The 15,410-nt window shown below is 54.9% G+C and carries 13 protein-coding genes; all 13 read right to left on the bottom strand.

The window, feature by feature from the left end:
* Positions 1-269: 269 nt before the first annotated feature.
* Positions 270-1,772: a reprolysin-like metallopeptidase gene (locus QWI16_RS12715; protein ID WP_302713701.1), complete on the bottom strand. Its 1,503-nt coding sequence runs from the start codon at positions 1,770-1,772 to the stop codon at positions 270-272.
* Positions 1,773-1,964: 192 nt separating this feature from the next.
* The gene (locus tag QWI16_RS12710) at positions 1,965-3,905 is read right to left on the bottom strand and encodes a tetratricopeptide repeat protein (protein WP_302713699.1); all 1,941 of its coding nucleotides are present in this window, start codon (positions 3,903-3,905) and stop codon (positions 1,965-1,967) included.
* A gap of 425 nt (positions 3,906-4,330) precedes the next feature.
* Positions 4,331-5,239 carry an acyl-CoA thioester hydrolase/BAAT C-terminal domain-containing protein gene (locus tag QWI16_RS12705; protein ID WP_302713697.1) on the bottom strand — a complete coding sequence of 303 codons (909 nt, stop codon included), beginning with the start codon at positions 5,237-5,239 and terminating at the stop codon, positions 4,331-4,333.
* Positions 5,240-5,816: 577 nt separating this feature from the next.
* Positions 5,817-6,563, bottom strand: a complete 747-nt coding sequence (locus QWI16_RS12700; protein ID WP_302713695.1) for a protease inhibitor BamI-like protein — start codon at positions 6,561-6,563, stop codon at positions 5,817-5,819.
* 108 nt (positions 6,564-6,671) lie between these two features.
* The gene (locus tag QWI16_RS12695) at positions 6,672-8,066 is read right to left on the bottom strand and encodes a carbohydrate-binding protein (protein WP_302713693.1); all 1,395 of its coding nucleotides are present in this window, start codon (positions 8,064-8,066) and stop codon (positions 6,672-6,674) included.
* A 169-nt stretch (positions 8,067-8,235) separates the two neighbouring features.
* A complete protein-coding gene (locus QWI16_RS12690; protein ID WP_302713691.1) occupies positions 8,236-8,427 on the bottom strand; it encodes a helix-turn-helix transcriptional regulator in 192 nt (63 codons plus the stop codon).
* Complete coding sequence (locus QWI16_RS12685) at positions 8,424-8,858, bottom strand: hypothetical protein (protein ID WP_302713689.1); 435 nt, start codon at positions 8,856-8,858, stop codon at positions 8,424-8,426. Before QWI16_RS12685 ends, QWI16_RS12690 begins: the two co-directional genes overlap by 4 nt.
* 147 nt (positions 8,859-9,005) lie before the next feature.
* On the bottom strand, positions 9,006-9,296 hold the full coding sequence (locus tag QWI16_RS12680) for a DUF6916 family protein (RefSeq protein ID WP_302713688.1): 291 nt from the start codon (positions 9,294-9,296) through the stop codon (positions 9,006-9,008).
* Entirely contained in the window at positions 9,289-9,756 is a 468-nt protein-coding gene (locus QWI16_RS12675) for a GNAT family N-acetyltransferase (RefSeq protein ID WP_302713687.1), read from the bottom strand. Before QWI16_RS12675 ends, QWI16_RS12680 begins: the two co-directional genes overlap by 8 nt.
* Positions 9,757-9,784: 28 nt before the next feature.
* Positions 9,785-10,309: a phage tail protein gene (locus QWI16_RS12670; RefSeq protein ID WP_302713686.1), complete on the bottom strand. Its 525-nt coding sequence runs from the start codon at positions 10,307-10,309 to the stop codon at positions 9,785-9,787.
* A gap of 10 nt (positions 10,310-10,319) precedes the next feature.
* Positions 10,320-10,844: a phage tail protein gene (locus tag QWI16_RS12665; protein ID WP_302713684.1), complete on the bottom strand. Its 525-nt coding sequence runs from the start codon at positions 10,842-10,844 to the stop codon at positions 10,320-10,322.
* A gap of 15 nt (positions 10,845-10,859) precedes the next feature.
* Positions 10,860-11,387 (bottom strand): phage tail protein, encoded by a 528-nt coding sequence (locus QWI16_RS12660; protein ID WP_302713683.1) that lies wholly within the window; start codon positions 11,385-11,387, stop codon positions 10,860-10,862.
* A gap of 24 nt (positions 11,388-11,411) precedes the next feature.
* Positions 11,412-15,410 (bottom strand): beta strand repeat-containing protein (locus QWI16_RS12655; protein WP_302713682.1); only part of this gene is annotated, 3,999 nt, incomplete at its 5' end.

Below are 15,410 nucleotides of genomic sequence, written 5' to 3'. Positions count from 1 at the left end.
AAGCAAGCCTGATTCTGTGTAATTCTGACTTTATTCGATATTTTCACACAGGACAAGCTTTATCCAACTTACTGATTTTACAGAGGTTTATCAGAAGTGATTTTGGAGTGACGCTTGTATCCACTCTATGCACTATGAAAAGCGGCTTTGACCGAGTAAATACTATTTTCTAGGCTGGCGACTCAGTGCTTAAAAAAGGCAACAACCGTTTGCATTGGCTTGGTCTTAAGTGGCCATTAACCTTGCGCTGATGCGGCAGTTTGCCGCCCTCACGGCGCCAAGCCCGGGGCCGCAGTGGCCGCGAACTGGCCGCCGATTTCTACCCGGAACCCTGAGCGAAGGGTGATGGATTCGTTGGCCTGAAACACCACGTCTGCCGCAGAGGCAACCGTATAGCTCGGCCCCGCCACTATCGCGCAGGCGGTTTCGGTGACCGTTCCTGAGGCGACGGTATTCTCTAGCGTGAGTGTGTTTTCGGGCGTGCATGGCTCGGGCACCACCGTCTCCCGAAATGCCGCGACGTCAAAGCGCGTATTGTTAATCGAACGTGCGTTGTCGGCCGATTCCGGGTCTGGGTGCGCAATTCCGCAGGGTAACTGTTCATCACAATTGAGATCGGGGTTGGAGAATACCGCAACCTCAGGGTTGATGTAGCTCATCACTGTACCGAACAACTCTGAATAGCCGTGGCCGTAAGAATAGGGAAAAACGGGAGAGGTGCTTGTATTGGCGCGATCGTGCGTGCTGCCCATGTTGTGACCCAGCTCGTGGGCCAGGGTAAGATCGGTACAATAGTAGAAGCCGTCGCTACCATCCGAAACCACCGAATAACCGTAGGCTGCCGAGCCACTCACCGTACCCCTGTTGCCAGATCCCAGCACCCAGGCAATGCCGCAGCTTTGCTGCTCAGCTCGATGAAACTGCCTGATAAAAGCGACAAGGTCCGCCCCGTAGGTATCGCGCAAGTCGTGTACCGCTGCAAACGGGGGTCCTGAAGGGAATGTAATCTCATTCAGTGCTCCGCCGTTGGAGGTCAATGTATCGCTGTAATCGACTTCAACAGTATGCACAACACGTACACGTTGGTGTATCTCGCTGTTCTCGTAGGCTTGATTGGTCAGCGCGATCAGGTACTCCAATCGTGTCTGCAGCCCGCTTCCCAGCTCGTCCGCGAGCCCGCTTGAATAGGCCAGCAGTACGTCGACGGTCGCCATCTCTGTAGGCTCCGCGCTCTCGGCAACCGCGGTAGACTTTTCCACACTCTGATCCGCTGAAAGTGATGTACGCACCGGCGGCACAGCCTCGTCATTCGCAAAAGGCAAAGTCGCAAGCCCGGCCGCCCTCGGGCTTATCAATTGCTGAATACCATTGACTGTGCGGATCAGGTACTCGCCCGCCGGGGTGACGATGCGCCCAAAGACGTGCTCGCCGTCATCAGTAATGATCGCTTTGTAGGGTTTTGATGAGCCCGCAAGCTGCCCCACCCAGGTTACCGACCCACTGGTGTTGCGCTTACTCTTTTCAAAATTGAGCATGACGTTGGCGCCGTCCGGCAGAGGCACGCGGACCGAACTGCCCACGCGGAGGGAGGATCGGGCCAAAGCACTGTTGTAGACGATGGGCCGAACGCCGACCGGCATAGAGGACTCGCTGCCATTTCTAGCGACCACCGGAGAGATGAGCGCAGGCACATCTGGGGGCTGCGCTGTTACCTTAGCACTTGCCAACCCAAAACCACCCACCAAAGCTGCAAACAATAACTTTCTAATCACATCCACTCCTGACTCGACACCGCGTACCCGACTGCACCCCCGCCTGCGGAATTAAAAGGTCAGTGTACTCGATTCGCCAGGCTGGAATCCTAAACCGTGTCTACTTTTTTTATAATTTTATTGAGCACTTTTTTGCGTTTTGGACTTACCAGGGTATTAAGGCTCTCCGTTCAGCGGGGGTTCACGCCAAAGCTATTCAGCTTCTGTCATGGGCTTGAGCGATGCAAACCGCTCGGGCTCTGCGCTGAAACGCTGAGCGCGCCGCAACCAGAGATTATAGGACTGGGGCTCTTGCAGACTCCTCAGTTCCGCCAGCAACGCCTGATAAATATCCGGGTTATCCGGCTCAATCGTCAGCGCTTGGGTAAAGTGCTGAGCTGCCTGCTGATGATGCTGTTGCGCACGGGCAATTAAACCCAGATATTTATACGCCTTGGCCAGCATCGGTTGCAGTTCCAAGGCTTTTTCAAGATGTTTTCTGGCCTCCTTTGGCTTACCGGCGCCGACCAATGCGACGCCCAGATTGAAGTGGGCCATGTCGGTCTCCTCCTGCGCCAGCCGCTGTCTAAGCAAAGCGATAGCCGGCTCGATTTCCCCCTGCTCCATCAATGCCACGGCCTGTCGCTCCATTACCAGCGGGTCATTGTGTCCCTGGGCACGAACGAAGTGCGCGGTTTTTTCCGCTTCTTTGAATTGCTGGGTTTGGAGTTGGCCATCCAGCAATATCAGATACGGCGCCAAGGGCTCTGGCTGCTGTTGCACCAAGATGTTTTTCAAGGCGGATACCGCATCCGGGTAAGCCAGCGTTCGCACGGTACTGGCTGCCCGATACAATGCGGCCTCGGAGCCTTGTGGGGGATGCCCGAAGGACAATGGCTGGGCATCCACAATCTCCGGCTCATGCGGCAACACAGGGGCCACCAGCGCTTCATGGTCGAACGGCCCGCGGGCAATGCGATGATCGGTCATGGTCACATTGATCACATCCTGAGTACGGCGTGTCGGCATATGGCAGCTGACGCAGGTATTGGCCGCTTTTCGCTCGCCATGAACCCTGTCCAATTGCTCCTGCGCATGGCAATCGGCACAAACGCCCCCAACTTGCTCCCGAAACGCAGCGGACTCGGGCTTCACGTGCGGATCGTGACAGGATACGCAACCCAGGGCACCTGCCGATTTCTGATAACAATCACTCCGCCATAACCGATAGCCATGGTGGTTGATCTCAAAGCGCTCCTCGACAGGCCTGTTTGGCTCGATGATATCCATGTGCACCAGATACTCGGATAGGGCCTGCCCCGGGCGAAAGGCGTAATCCGGTTGTTCGAACCGCCGCAATCCTGCCAGAGAAACCGCCGGCAGCATATGGCATTGAAAGCAGACCGAATCCCGCTCCAGCGGCGGCAATCTGGCCGGATTGGTAATGGCGCGGCGAATCGCCTGCTGATCACCGCCATTCAGCACCGTACGGATGTGTGCAGCGCCGGGCCCGTGGCAACGCTGACAACCGGTCCCTTGCGGCATTTGTTCCGGGAAGCGGTGGGGTCTGGCCACATGATCACTGCCCGCCTCTACCTCGGGAAAAGCATTGTGGCAAAACAGGCACTGGCGTTTGACCTGACGCTGCACACCGGGATGCTGAGCCGACTCGAAACCCGGCGACATACCCCAGGAAGCGGATTCGGAATACCAGCCCAACGGCAATTGATACAACTGGCCCCAGTCGGTCTGAAATAAATACGACCGCGCCCGGTTCCCCGAACCGAGTATCCAGTCTACGTCCACCGAAAACTCGTTGAATCGACTGCCGTCTTCGTCCTGCTGCCAGCGCTTAAAGACAAGCCCGGCCGCGGTTTTGTCCATCTGGTAATGGCGTTGTGATGGGGCGTGATAGAAGACCTCTCCAAACCGTTCCATGGGACGGGCAATTTCAGGTCGCCGGAGAGACTGGGCCATGCCCACATGTTGATAGCTCTCAAACTTATCGCTATGACAAGTGCCACAGCCGGCATCATCCACATACCCTGGCGCCGCCCCAGTGGTTGCTTTCAGGTTCAGCTTTCCAAGCACATCATCGGCGCTGACATTCTGCGACCAGAGCAAACCAAGAATTAAACTTAAAAGAAGCCGCATCAACCCTCTCGGAACGCCTATTTCCACATTCAAATAATTATGCTCATGCGCAACATCACTGCTTGAAACCGCTGCAGGGCATTGCACAAGCACCGAGCTTACTAGCTATTTCCACTGTTTCTTCTGGGAAGGGAATGCAAAGCGTGCGTGCGCATTGGCCTCGCGCACGGGTCAGTTTTGTTCACCGGCCTTCCAACTGGTTAAGTCGGTGACTATAAAGTTTTTTCTGAACATTGAAAACCGAAATGCACGCTTGCCAAATTGACGAAGCGTACGAGCGCTCAAATTCACGGCATAACACAGGGCTACAACACTGGTTTATACGCCTCGCGCCGGTCTTGTAATCATCAGGGCAGAGCCCTTCGCCACAGGCCGATAATCAAGGGCGGACTACAACGATGATAGGGACTCTGGATGAAACTCAGCTAGTGCGATCGGGCACAGCCAGGCTGGGCTCGAAGCTGCTGATTGAGAAAGACCATCACTTCACCGAAGTGGTCGTGATGTTCACTGTGCCCGCCCTCTAGGGCCAGGTGCCGCTTGTAGTAAGGAAATTGAGAATAGTTTAGCCGCTCCATCATCATTTTAGACATTTCCATGGAGGGCCACTGCTCATCATGCTTACCTGAAATGAACAGTACCGGACCCGCTATATTCTCCACGTTAATAGCGGCGGCTTGCATGGCTTCCGTATCTTTCATCATTATTTCAAAAGCACCACGCAAATCACGCGAGAGTAAAGCCGGGGTTGCGCTCCACGGAACGGGGACAAAAGGCAGCGATTTTTCGTTATAGGAAAATCCCGGCGTTGTCATTGCCGGTGTCATTGCTGCAAAAACAGAGCTGCCTGGCACTATGCCAACGACCCCCTTATACGCCTTGTAGTAACTTCCCAACAGCAAAGCGAGCTCACCACCACGAGAAACCCCCATAACAGCAATACAGTTTTCATTGATACGCGGGTCTTCGGCTGCTTTCATTACCGCGTTGTGGACACCGTTGACTGATATTCGATCAAGGCTGTCAGGGGTCCCCTCCGCTCCAAAGTAGGCGACAGAAAGAAAAGCGTAACCATTGTCTTTCAGCATGCTTCGCTGTTTTTCGCCGTGAGGACCAGCCCATCCATCTCCACCTTCAGCACCGCCCAACCCAACAATCAAAGGCTGACTATCATTCTCAGCCATAAAGAGGTTCACGGCGACTTTTCCATAGTTCTCAGGCAATGTTTCGTCATCAAACGAATGCACAATGTAGGCCATATAGCCCAAAGTAAGAACCGGCAAAGTTACTGCCGCTATGATCATCCATTTTAGTATTCTGAAAAGTCTCTTCATTTAATATCCTTGTTTAATTTTATTCAAATGGCATTAAGAGATTAAAACTTGACAGTGACTATCCGACCGAACAAAAGCCTTTAGAAGCTTCAACCAAAATGCCGGAAAATCAGCGCTAGAATAGCCCACCGATCTCGAACAAAAATCTAGATTCTAGTCAATGGAGCAGCCAAACGCTCTGACAAGGTGGACCGTATTATTGACAACCATTATTGAATACATGGCGGTTTTTGAAAGATCTTCAAAGCCTAGAATTTTTAAGCAAGCATCCATTAGTGCCTTGTTGTTGCAAACCTCAGGAAGTTCGGTGTTTTTATTGATGGTTAGTACTTTTGTGATCGTTTTCGTACACGCTGTATTGGTTGTGTCTGGCTGAGTAGCCAATTTATAGGCACACGCGTTGATCAGAAAAAGGCAGCCTAGCGCCACCGGAAATTTCAACCGTTGCATTATCAGAGTTTTGTTGTTCAAGAGTTGAGAGCTTTCTTAGTATTTATTCGAGACCGAGGCGCTCTCTTGTTCAAAGAGGCCCATACCGCTGTTTGATTCAATACCGACTCTATCGCCGTTAGGCGACTCAATGCTGATGATCAGTCACGTCACTGGGGTAAATGGCGTCGGTGCTGCCGTCTTCGGGAATTTTGAACAGCGCGCCGCTGGAGGCAATCCAGCCGCTGTCGCCATGGGCCTGGAGCTGGTAGTTGCCATCGGGGGTGTCCAGGCCACCGAGGGTGAGGTTTTCCCCCTGGGTGAAGTTCACGCTGTAGGACTGACCGTCACTGCCTTCGATACGGCCATACCAGCTGATGCTGTGATAGTCGTGCTGCTGCACCCGCTCAATGATGGCGGTGTAGCGCTGCCCGGTATCGCTGATTTCAATATCCAGAGTGTCGCCTGGCAACAGGGTTTCGAGTTTCAAGCGGTCAAACTGGATCAGCTGCCGGCCATCGTAGAGTTCTTCTTCGGAAAGCGGAATGTCGGCACTGATATCAGAGTCCGGCTCGCGCCAGGCCGTATCGCGCGCCAGTGCGTCGCGCACCTGTTCGGGATCAAAGCGCTCGCCCGGGCGACGCGCCTGCATGGTTTGGATGCGTTGGTTGAGTTCCACCTGCGCCCTGTCTGAGGCGCTCGCTGACTGGCGCTGCGCCGACTCGCTCACCGCGGCGGAGGTTGTGGACGAGAGCGAAGCCGCTTCGGACGAGGGGCTGCTGGCCATTGCGCTGGCGGGCGCCGCAGGCCCAGACGCTTGATCAAGCCAGAGGCACAGGAGCAAAAGCACAAGGCCGAGCACAGGGTAGAGGTACTTCATAGTGTGTTCACTCATACGTTCCCGCGTGACCACGGCGGGAAAACCACGTTGATGATTATGAGCGCCGGTTTGCTCGGTCCACAAACCGGCGCGGTCTGTTGCGGCCCGAAGGCCGCTTTTGCGCTACTGACGAATGCGAATCCAGTTGAGGTTCCAGCCGCCGGTCTGGGCAAACAAGCCAAGGTTGTAGGTACCGGCGTTGACGTTGACAGTGTGAGAAATGGTCGTCCAGTTCTGCCAGCCGCCGGTGGCGGGTACGTTCAACTCACCGAGCAAGGTGGCGCCACCATCGAGATCCAATGACAAGCGCCCGCCGCCGCTTTGGCTGGCAACGCGATACTCAACGGTGTACTGGCCGGATGAGGGAAAGGTAATGGCGTTGTAGGCCATCCAGTCGCCGCTATCAATCCAGCCGACATTCTGGCCACCGCCGGCGTCGGTGGTATTTTCCAACTGCACGCCGTTCATGGCGAAGTAGGTTTCCGCCTGGATGGTGCGGTTAAAGCCACCCACCGCCGACACCCGTACCGAGCTGACATCGTCGTTAAAGCCCTCGTTGGCGAGGCAGTTGTCGTCGGCGGTGCGCACGAGCATGTTGCCGGTGAAGTTATCGTGCTGGAAGAGTTCGACCCGGTAACCGTTTTGCACACGCAGTGACGAGATATCATCATTGATCACGCCCTTGCTCATCAACTGGCCGAGGGTGTACTGACCGGGCGTCAAGCCCACCCGGTAGCCGCCGTAGTCGCAGTGCTGCGCCAGCTGCACGGGGCCGCTGGTACCGGCCGTGGCGCGAAAGCCGGCAATTTCATTACGGACATTGTGAATCGCCAGGGCGGCGTAGGCTTCGTTGGCCTGGCCTACCGGGATGCCGCAGGGGTAGCCACGGCAATTCAGGTTGGGGTTGGAGAAGCGGTTCACGCGGGTGGTGTTAAACACGCCCTCGTAGGCCATGATATCGACAAACACGTTTTGCACACCGTAGCCCACACCATAGCGAAAGCGCGCACCACTGGTATCGCCCTGCTTGCGCGAGTGATTGATCCCCATGTTGTGGCCCAGCTCGTGCAGCATAACCATGGGGCCGCAGCCGGGGTGGACGACGTTCCAGGTCCAGTTGGCGTCCACGGCTACGTAGCCGACGCCGCAGGCGCCCGTAGTGTGCATTTGCGACACAAAATCCGCACCCAGTTGATTGCGCAAATTAATGGCGTTTTGGTTAAGACGCAGGTTGTTCAGCACCTCTCCCTGATTGGCTCCGCCCTGTTGGTTAAGACGGACACCGACCAAACGCAGCTGAACATCAATTTGACTGTCTGCCAGCGCCGCGTTCATTTGGCCTACCCAGTTGTTCATGGCCGTTTGCGGATCGCCGCCAAAGTAGTTGGCAGAGTAATTATCGTAGAGCACTAAAAGATCGACGGTGGCGGCGGTGGCCTTGCCACTCAAGCCCGTAGTAGCCAGTAAGATCAGCAGGCAGCGGCTGAACACTCGACGCACATGAGAGACGGTTTTCATAGGTCAGTCCCTTTCTTGATTATTGTTGGGTCTTAGTTATTGTTGGGGACTTTACTCTAGCCGCTTGCAAGCTTGGCGGCGTCCCACTTTCAAGCAAGCGCGCATAGTGAACCTGTCAGTTGCACTTGGCTAAAGCGCGCTGCTGAAAGAGTGACGGGCGCCGGGGTGACTAATCTTCGAAAAAAATGGACTCGATTGGCGCCTTAAACAACCTGGCCAGCTTGAACGCCAGTGGCAGGCTGGGGTCAAACTTGCCCTTTTCGATGGCATTAACCGTCTGGCGGGACACTTCGAGCGCCTGCGCGAGATCAGCCTGGGTCCAATCGCGCTCGGCGCGTAACACTTTCAACCGGTTTTTCATCGATACTTCACCTGCCCAACGACAACCGCGAACACATAGCTGCCCGTCAACAGCAGGATCAGTGTCTCAATATCGGGATCGCCAACAAAGCCCGTGGTGATAAGCAGCGAGTAGGTAAAAGCGCCCACCAGAGTCACGCCCAGTGAAAACCCCATGGCCGCCAACTGCACTTTTTGCTGCAGCTCATCCATGGCCGCCAAGTGGCGCATAAAAGTAAAAATAGTGGCGCACCCAAGTAGCGTGCAGCCCACAATTGCCGCCATGGCCAAAGTGCTACCCGAAGCGAGCCAGCCCACCAGATGGGCCTTATCCACCAGAACAAAGGATGCCGTCCAGATAAAACAGGACACCAGAAACACCAGTGTCGTTTTCAGCATGCGCGAGGCGAAGGAATCACACACCCCCGCCTGGGTTGATTTCGTTGAAGCCATTGTCGATCTCCTTTGTCATTAAGTAAAGTATACTTTACTTTAGGCGGAGCAGCTCATTATGTCAAGGAAACTTTACTTGCTCATCTTTAGCTAGGGGTGCAAGGACAGTGGAAAGCCCCGGCCAGTAGCGGCTGGGGCCAGAGAGGGTCACTTCTGGATGTTAAACACCGATTCGTAATAGACGGTATCGCCGTCTTGGGAAATGGGCACGAGAAACACATCCATCTCTTTCATTTCGGGATGTTCCAGGGTGTAGGTGGCCTGCTCTAGAAAGCCATCTTTACACGCAAACACCAGAGAAAAGCTCTCATAACCCTCGGGTGTGTGGGGCGCCTCTGCTACCTCGTCCAGGTGCAGCTCGGTGCTTTTGGGCGCGCCTTTGAGGGTGAACGCGGTTTTCTCATGCTGTTTAAACGCACTGTGGGTTAACTCACTCACTGTATTCCTCCAATGGCTGGGGCGGGCGCTCCATAAAATCGTACACGCCCTTGTCCTCGGTTTTGACAAAGCCAAGCCTTTTGTAAAGCGACATGGCCGGATTGTTTTTTTCGACGTGAATGGCAAGAGCACGGCCTTGGTCGCGAGCCTCACTCAACAGCTGCTCCAGAAGATAGCCGCCGATGCCCTTGCCCCGGTAGGGAGGCAAGAGGGCGATATCGACAATACGGATATCGGCAAAGGTGCGATCGACGTAGAGGCGCCCGACCGGCTGGCCGGCCCAGACAATCACATCAAAACTCGCCTGCGGGTAGTACTGCTGGTAGTGCTGATGCTGCGCCATAAACTGCATGGCCAAAAATTCATCGATTTTCGATTGCGGCCAGCCAGTCATTGCCATTTCATCTTGGCGCGTGCTGGCGTAGACCTGCCGCATAAACGGCAGGTCTGCGTCAGTCATTTCAGCCAGAGAAACCTTGTCCATCACCTTAAGAGCGCGAAGGGTATAAACCCTGCAGCGCGATAATAAAGTTCATGGCCAAAAAGGGCTGCATATTGTTGTGCGCCTGGCTGCCGCCAGCTGCGGGCATAGCTCTCTCCGCGAGGGGCACCAGATTAGCATCAGGGCTGTAAATACTCTGCTCTGACGACCCCCCGCCGATATACTGGTTCGGCCCCGGATCGTTGTCGTTACCCTCTCGTGGGGAAACCTGCCACTGGTGCGTGTGGTTGGGCATTTGCGCTTCGGTGAGGGTCACGGTTTCTACACCGCCTTTTTGCCCCAGTCGGCGATCAGTCAGCCCAGGGCCTCGACCGGGTTGCATGGGCGCACGCCCCTCCATGTTTGGTAGCGCCGTCGTGGTCCTGCCATCGCCACCGTAGGTGGTGCCAATCAGAGAAAACAGCGCTGTGTTTTGTGAAATCGGCAACAACTGCCCATTGCAAAAAGCCCAACTACGAGGAGCGAAGTTACCAGCAAAGATTCGGATTTCGGCAATAAATGGTTCAGACATGAGGTGCTCCTTAATGACGAGATGGGTAAATGCCGAAAAGCGCGATAATAAAGTGCACGCACAAAAACGGCTGCAAGTTCGTGTGCGAGCGGCTGCCGCCGACAGAGGTGACAGCGTCGTGCTTGAGAGCAACCGGTGGACCATCGGGGTTATAAATATCGATCACCGCCGGCGCAGTCCTCGCCACCAAATTATTTTGCGGCGATTTATCCGTGGCAAGCTCGTTGCTGGCCTGCATTTGATGGGTGTGAGAGGGAATCTGGTTTGTCGTCAGCGTCACATTCTCTTCGCCGCTTTTTGCGCCCAAGCGGCGCTCCGACAATCCCGGGCCGTGCCCTGCATGGATAGGAATCCTGCCGCGTAAATCCGGCAAACCGAAGGTGGTGCGGCCATCACCGCCATAAATCGTACCGAGCAAAGAAAACAATGCATCATTTTGCGACACCGCCAGTAACTGGCCATCACAGAAAGCCCAGCCGCGAGGGGCGAAGTTACCCGCGAACATGCGAATTTCACCAACAAAGGGTTCGGACATTTTAATTTCTCCTTATTAGTTTCGCGACGGGAACAAGCCCTGAATAGCGATGCAAAAGTTCACGGCCAGATACGGCATCATGTTGTCATGCGCCTGACTACCGCCCACGTGCGCAATGGTGTCGGACTTTAAAGACACTGGTGCACCCGCGTCAGGGCCGTATATGTTATTGCCTGTTAAGCCCATCACATTCACACCAGGACTGGAGACACTCGACACGGTACTCTCGGCAGCAGCGCCCATCGCGATATGGCGGTGCTCAGGCAGCTCCGGAACCGACAGTGTGTGTGTTTCCTCGCCTGACTTGTTACCTAGCCTGTGTTCAGTGCCGCTATCCGCTCGGCCCACATGAATCGGTGTGCGTCCTCTCAAGTCCGGCAACGCAAACGATGTCCTGCCGTCACCGCCGTAAGTCGTCCCCAACAGCGAATACAGCGATTGATTCTGATTGATGGGCAATATCTGGCCATCGCAAAACGCCCACCCTCTTGGGGCAAAGTTAAAGCCCACCATTCGGACTTCGGCTAAAAACGGTTCTGACATTGAGTTCTCTCCTTTGAGTGGTTATCACGGTGTGAGACATGAACTGTTATAAGTAATGGTACCGCCTGAGCCTTCATATACGGTTGCCCCATTGTTAGCGCCCGAGATTGCCGCCGCACTTGCCTGAGCAATCTGAATGCTCTGTGTACTGTTGGGCAGGATGCCGATATCATCAAAAATACTACCGCTCGTTTCTGTAATGGTGTTGCCGGTGATATTGCCGCAGAGGCTGGCATTATCCTGAGAACCGAGCTCCACCACTTCTCCGCCACTGGCCACACCTGTTATGTTGTTATTGGTGATATTCACGTGCACTCTGGCATTTGCATCAGTCGCATCGCGGGACAATACGACAATGGCCCGTGAATCGGCGTTGATGGTGTTGTTGTCTATGGTAAACACCCCACTGAACACACCAGTTTGCGAAGGCCCGCCATCGCCCACGATCCTGATGGCGTTACCGTGAATGGTATTGCCGGTAAAGGTGTTGTCGTTGATCACACCGCTCATATCGGAGCTGTCCAGGATACTCAGGGCGACGTTTGCCGCATCCAGATCAATAAAATTGTTATTCGTAATATTGACCGTCATGCTGGCGGTTTGCGCGGTGGAGGCGACGATACCCTGGCCCGATGAGGCAAAAGACACATTCTGGAAGGTATTGTTCTGAGCCACCAGATTGTGTGTGCCCGATCCCTGGGCGTTAAAATTAAGGCCCGAGCAGCAGATACCCGCCGTGCCACTGCCCACAGGCGTGCCAAAGGTAGAACCGGTGATCGACACATCAAAGGACGCGCTGGAGCCGGACAAACTGTTGATTAGAATCGCCTGATCATTCTCGGCATCGGCCGCATTTTGGAACTGGGCATTGATAATGTCGACATCTGTGTTGGTCGACCCGTTCTCCAAGTAAATGCCGTTCTCAAAGTAATTATCAAACAGCACCGTATCCACCGTGAACTGGTCAGCGATATTGTTAGCTCCAAGGCCCTCTCCGAAATAAATGCCGTTATCTTCCAGAGAATCACCAGCATTGAGAATACGACCATTGGCAAAGCGGAAGGCATTGCCATTGCTGCCGGGAGTGGCGGCGGTCACTCCGCTGCCACTGATGCCGTGATTGGCCGTGGTATTGATGATCATGCCATTAAGGTTAATGTTGCGGGCATCAATCAAGGCGATACCACTGTCTGAGGTATTGGCAATCGTACCGCCAGAGCCAACGGTGGTGCCCGTACCACTCACCGTTAAACCACCACTGCCGGTATTGTTCAGGTAAATACCATGATTGGTATTACTTGAAGAGAGAGACTGCAAGTTAAGTCCACCAGCAAGAATTGTGGTGTTGTTAACGAACAAGGCGGTACCGGTTGTCGAATTGATGGAACTGGTTGCCCCGGCAATACCCACATTGCCGCTGTTGTCAGCAATAAAACCCGTGCCATTGGTGTTGGTAATACTGAGACCATTAAACTGATAATTACCGGCATTACTGGTCAACTCGACACCGCCGCCGGCATTGTTATTCACCGTCACAGAGCCGAAGGTGACGTTGGAGCCTGCCGCCATAGCGTTAAAGTCCACACCGCGGGCATTGGTCGTAGATACGCTACCGCCGCCCACGGTTAATTGCCCGGCATTGTTCGCATTAAAACCAATACCACCTGTGGTGGTGAGATCAACCGTGGTAAAGGTGTAGCTGCCACTATTGGTGGTCAGATCAATGGCACCACCGGCACTATTATTCACCGTGACTGAATCCAGCACCACAACCGAGCCCGCACCGGCTGCGTTGATATCCACACCCAAGCCATTGGTAATGTTCAGTGTTCCGGCGTCAATGGCGAGCGACGCCAGTGTGCTGGCGTTGAGCCCCACGAGACCGCTGCCGCTTATATCCAAATCATCAAACGAAATGGCGCCACTGTTGGTCAAATCCACCGCCGCGGTACCAGAAGCACCGGTGATGGCCACGGTGCCGAAATCGACCGCGCCGGACGCTGTGCCGTCAACGTCAATGACGTTACCTGTGGCCGTATTGGTATTGGTAATCGCCAGGCCCGACAAATTAACCGCCCGTGTGCCGCCACTGATGGTCACCGAAGCGCCGCCGTCATCGTGATTCATGGTGCCCGAAACCGTAACTGTACCGCTGCCGCCGGTGATACTAAGGCCAGTATCGCCCGCTCCAGACTCAATACTGGCGCCCGCTACGGTAACAGCGCCGGATGAATTGTTAATGGTTATAGCCGTATCGGAAAGAGGCATGGACGCGGTTCCGAGCGTAACCACTCCCGACACATTAACACTGGCCGCGGAGTTGGCAATGTTAATACCGGTACCGCCAGGGTTGGAGAAGGTGCCAGTGGACAGAGTCACGCTTCCACCGACGGTATTCACTACATTCAGTAGCCGGCCGCCATTTTGAGTCACCGCACCGCTGTAGGTAACGCCCACATTGCCACCGTCAATGTGCAAGGCGGTTCCCCCGGTACCAAAAATACTGCTGAGGCCTCCAAAATCAATCGTTCCGTTGGCGTTGACAAGGCTCACACTCCTCACATCTGCACCGCTGATGCTCGCAGAAGTAAAGGTCAAGTTGGCGCCGCCAACACCGTTTAGGGTTATGCCAGTGCTGGTGCTATCGGTACTGGTCAGCGAATCCACAGTAAAGTTACCGGCCAAAGCCACATCCGTCAGGTTGAGCGCCTGACCACCTTGTGTGGTCAACTGGGTAATATTGCCCGTGGTTAAGTTGCTGCCATTAACGCTGAGTACATCGCCATTCAGCGCCGCCAGATCCAGAGCACCCAATGTGACATTGGTGTGATCGTTCAGATCCACCAACCAACTGCCGGTGCTGTCAAAGCCCGAGGCGGTAATATCGCCCAGCACCAGGCTGCCGCCGGTGGTACCACTGGAGTGAACAAGACCTGCGCCCGTACTGCCGGTGCTGGTGAGATTACCAAGGGTAATAGTGCCCCCAGTCTGGCCAGCAATATCCACCAGCACATCGCTACCGCTGACCGTACCGGTGTAATCGAGAGCAGAGAGATCAATATCGCGCGCGCCCGCGCCGATACTTAACAGTTCGCCGTCGGCACTGGTAGCCGATGCCGTTCCGGTGAGCGTGATGTCGCCGCTACTGGGGCCGGTACTATCGATCGCAAACACCAGATCGCCTGCCTGGCGAGTCACCACGAGATTGTTGAGGGTCACGGCGCCGGCGTTGGCGTCAAGAGTAAAGGCCGTGCCCGCCGCTGCTACGCGGGTAAAATCATTGATCGTAACGTTGCCGCCGGTGGTGTTGGCCACCGCAAGTCCGGTAGCCGACAGAGCAGTACCTGTGCCCTGCGAAATGGTAATACTGGCGTTGCCGCCATCAACATTCAACAAGCCACCTGTCAGATTAAAGGTGCTGTCTGTGATGCTGATGGTGCCGGCGGCGTTGGTAAAGTCAAACAAGTGGGTGGCATTGCCGGAGGCGGTGATGCCGGTAATGGTCAGGTCGGTAAAGCCATTGCCGCTCACGGTGGCAGAACCAATGCTAACATCTCTAATCAAGTTATCGTCGGCGAGCGTAATGGCTGGAGCACCTGTGCTGGTCAGCGTGGCTGCACCATTACCGGTTGGATCGGTAAAAGATACATCGCCAAAGTTGCCGATCAAATTGGCGGGCACCACCAACCCGTATTCCGCACTATTGCCAAACCCGGCAATTACCTGTCCGTTGCTCAGTGTAAATGTATTACCGGCAAGAGCGGTAAAGTCCACCGCATTGCCGTCGTTAATAAACACAAAGGTGGTCAGATCACCGGAGGTGGCCTGCGCTTGTGCCGCCGCCACACTGGCGATGTTATTCAGGTTGGCGCCACTGCCACTGCCTGTGGCGTTAGCCGCAACAAAAAACAGCTCACCCACCTGCCCCGCGCCGGGTGCGAAATTGAAGTCGCCGTTGAAGGTCACGCCGGTAAAGTTATAGAGCCCTTTGGCCGGATCGAGCCCGACACCGTCAAGCACATA

Origin of the sequence: Gilvimarinus algae (genome assembly GCF_030518215.1) — a bacterium.
Lineage (GTDB): Bacteria > Pseudomonadota > Gammaproteobacteria > Pseudomonadales > Cellvibrionaceae > Gilvimarinus > Gilvimarinus algae.
The sequence above is the reverse complement of the archived record's forward strand: the minus strand, read 5'-3'. Positions and strand labels throughout refer to the sequence as shown.

Excerpts from the sequence above, each read along its gene's own strand:
- QWI16_RS12710 (WP_302713699.1), bottom strand. The coding sequence starts at position 3,905 with ATGCGGCTTCTTTTAAGTTTAATTCTTGGTTTGCTCTGGTCGCAGAAT.
- QWI16_RS12705 (WP_302713697.1), bottom strand. The coding sequence starts at position 5,239 with ATGAAGAGACTTTTCAGAATACTAAAATGGATGATCATAGCGGCAGTA.
- QWI16_RS12700 (WP_302713695.1), bottom strand. The coding sequence starts at position 6,563 with ATGAGTGAACACACTATGAAGTACCTCTACCCTGTGCTCGGCCTTGTG.
- QWI16_RS12695 (WP_302713693.1), bottom strand. The coding sequence starts at position 8,066 with ATGAAAACCGTCTCTCATGTGCGTCGAGTGTTCAGCCGCTGCCTGCTG.
- QWI16_RS12690 (WP_302713691.1), bottom strand. The coding sequence starts at position 8,427 with ATGAAAAACCGGTTGAAAGTGTTACGCGCCGAGCGCGATTGGACCCAG.
- QWI16_RS12685 (WP_302713689.1), bottom strand. The coding sequence starts at position 8,858 with ATGGCTTCAACGAAATCAACCCAGGCGGGGGTGTGTGATTCCTTCGCC.
- QWI16_RS12675 (WP_302713687.1), bottom strand. The coding sequence starts at position 9,756 with ATGACTGACGCAGACCTGCCGTTTATGCGGCAGGTCTACGCCAGCACG.
- QWI16_RS12670 (WP_302713686.1), bottom strand. The coding sequence starts at position 10,309 with ATGTCTGAACCATTTATTGCCGAAATCCGAATCTTTGCTGGTAACTTC.
- QWI16_RS12665 (WP_302713684.1), bottom strand. The coding sequence starts at position 10,844 with ATGTCCGAACCCTTTGTTGGTGAAATTCGCATGTTCGCGGGTAACTTC.
- QWI16_RS12660 (WP_302713683.1), bottom strand. The coding sequence starts at position 11,387 with ATGTCAGAACCGTTTTTAGCCGAAGTCCGAATGGTGGGCTTTAACTTT.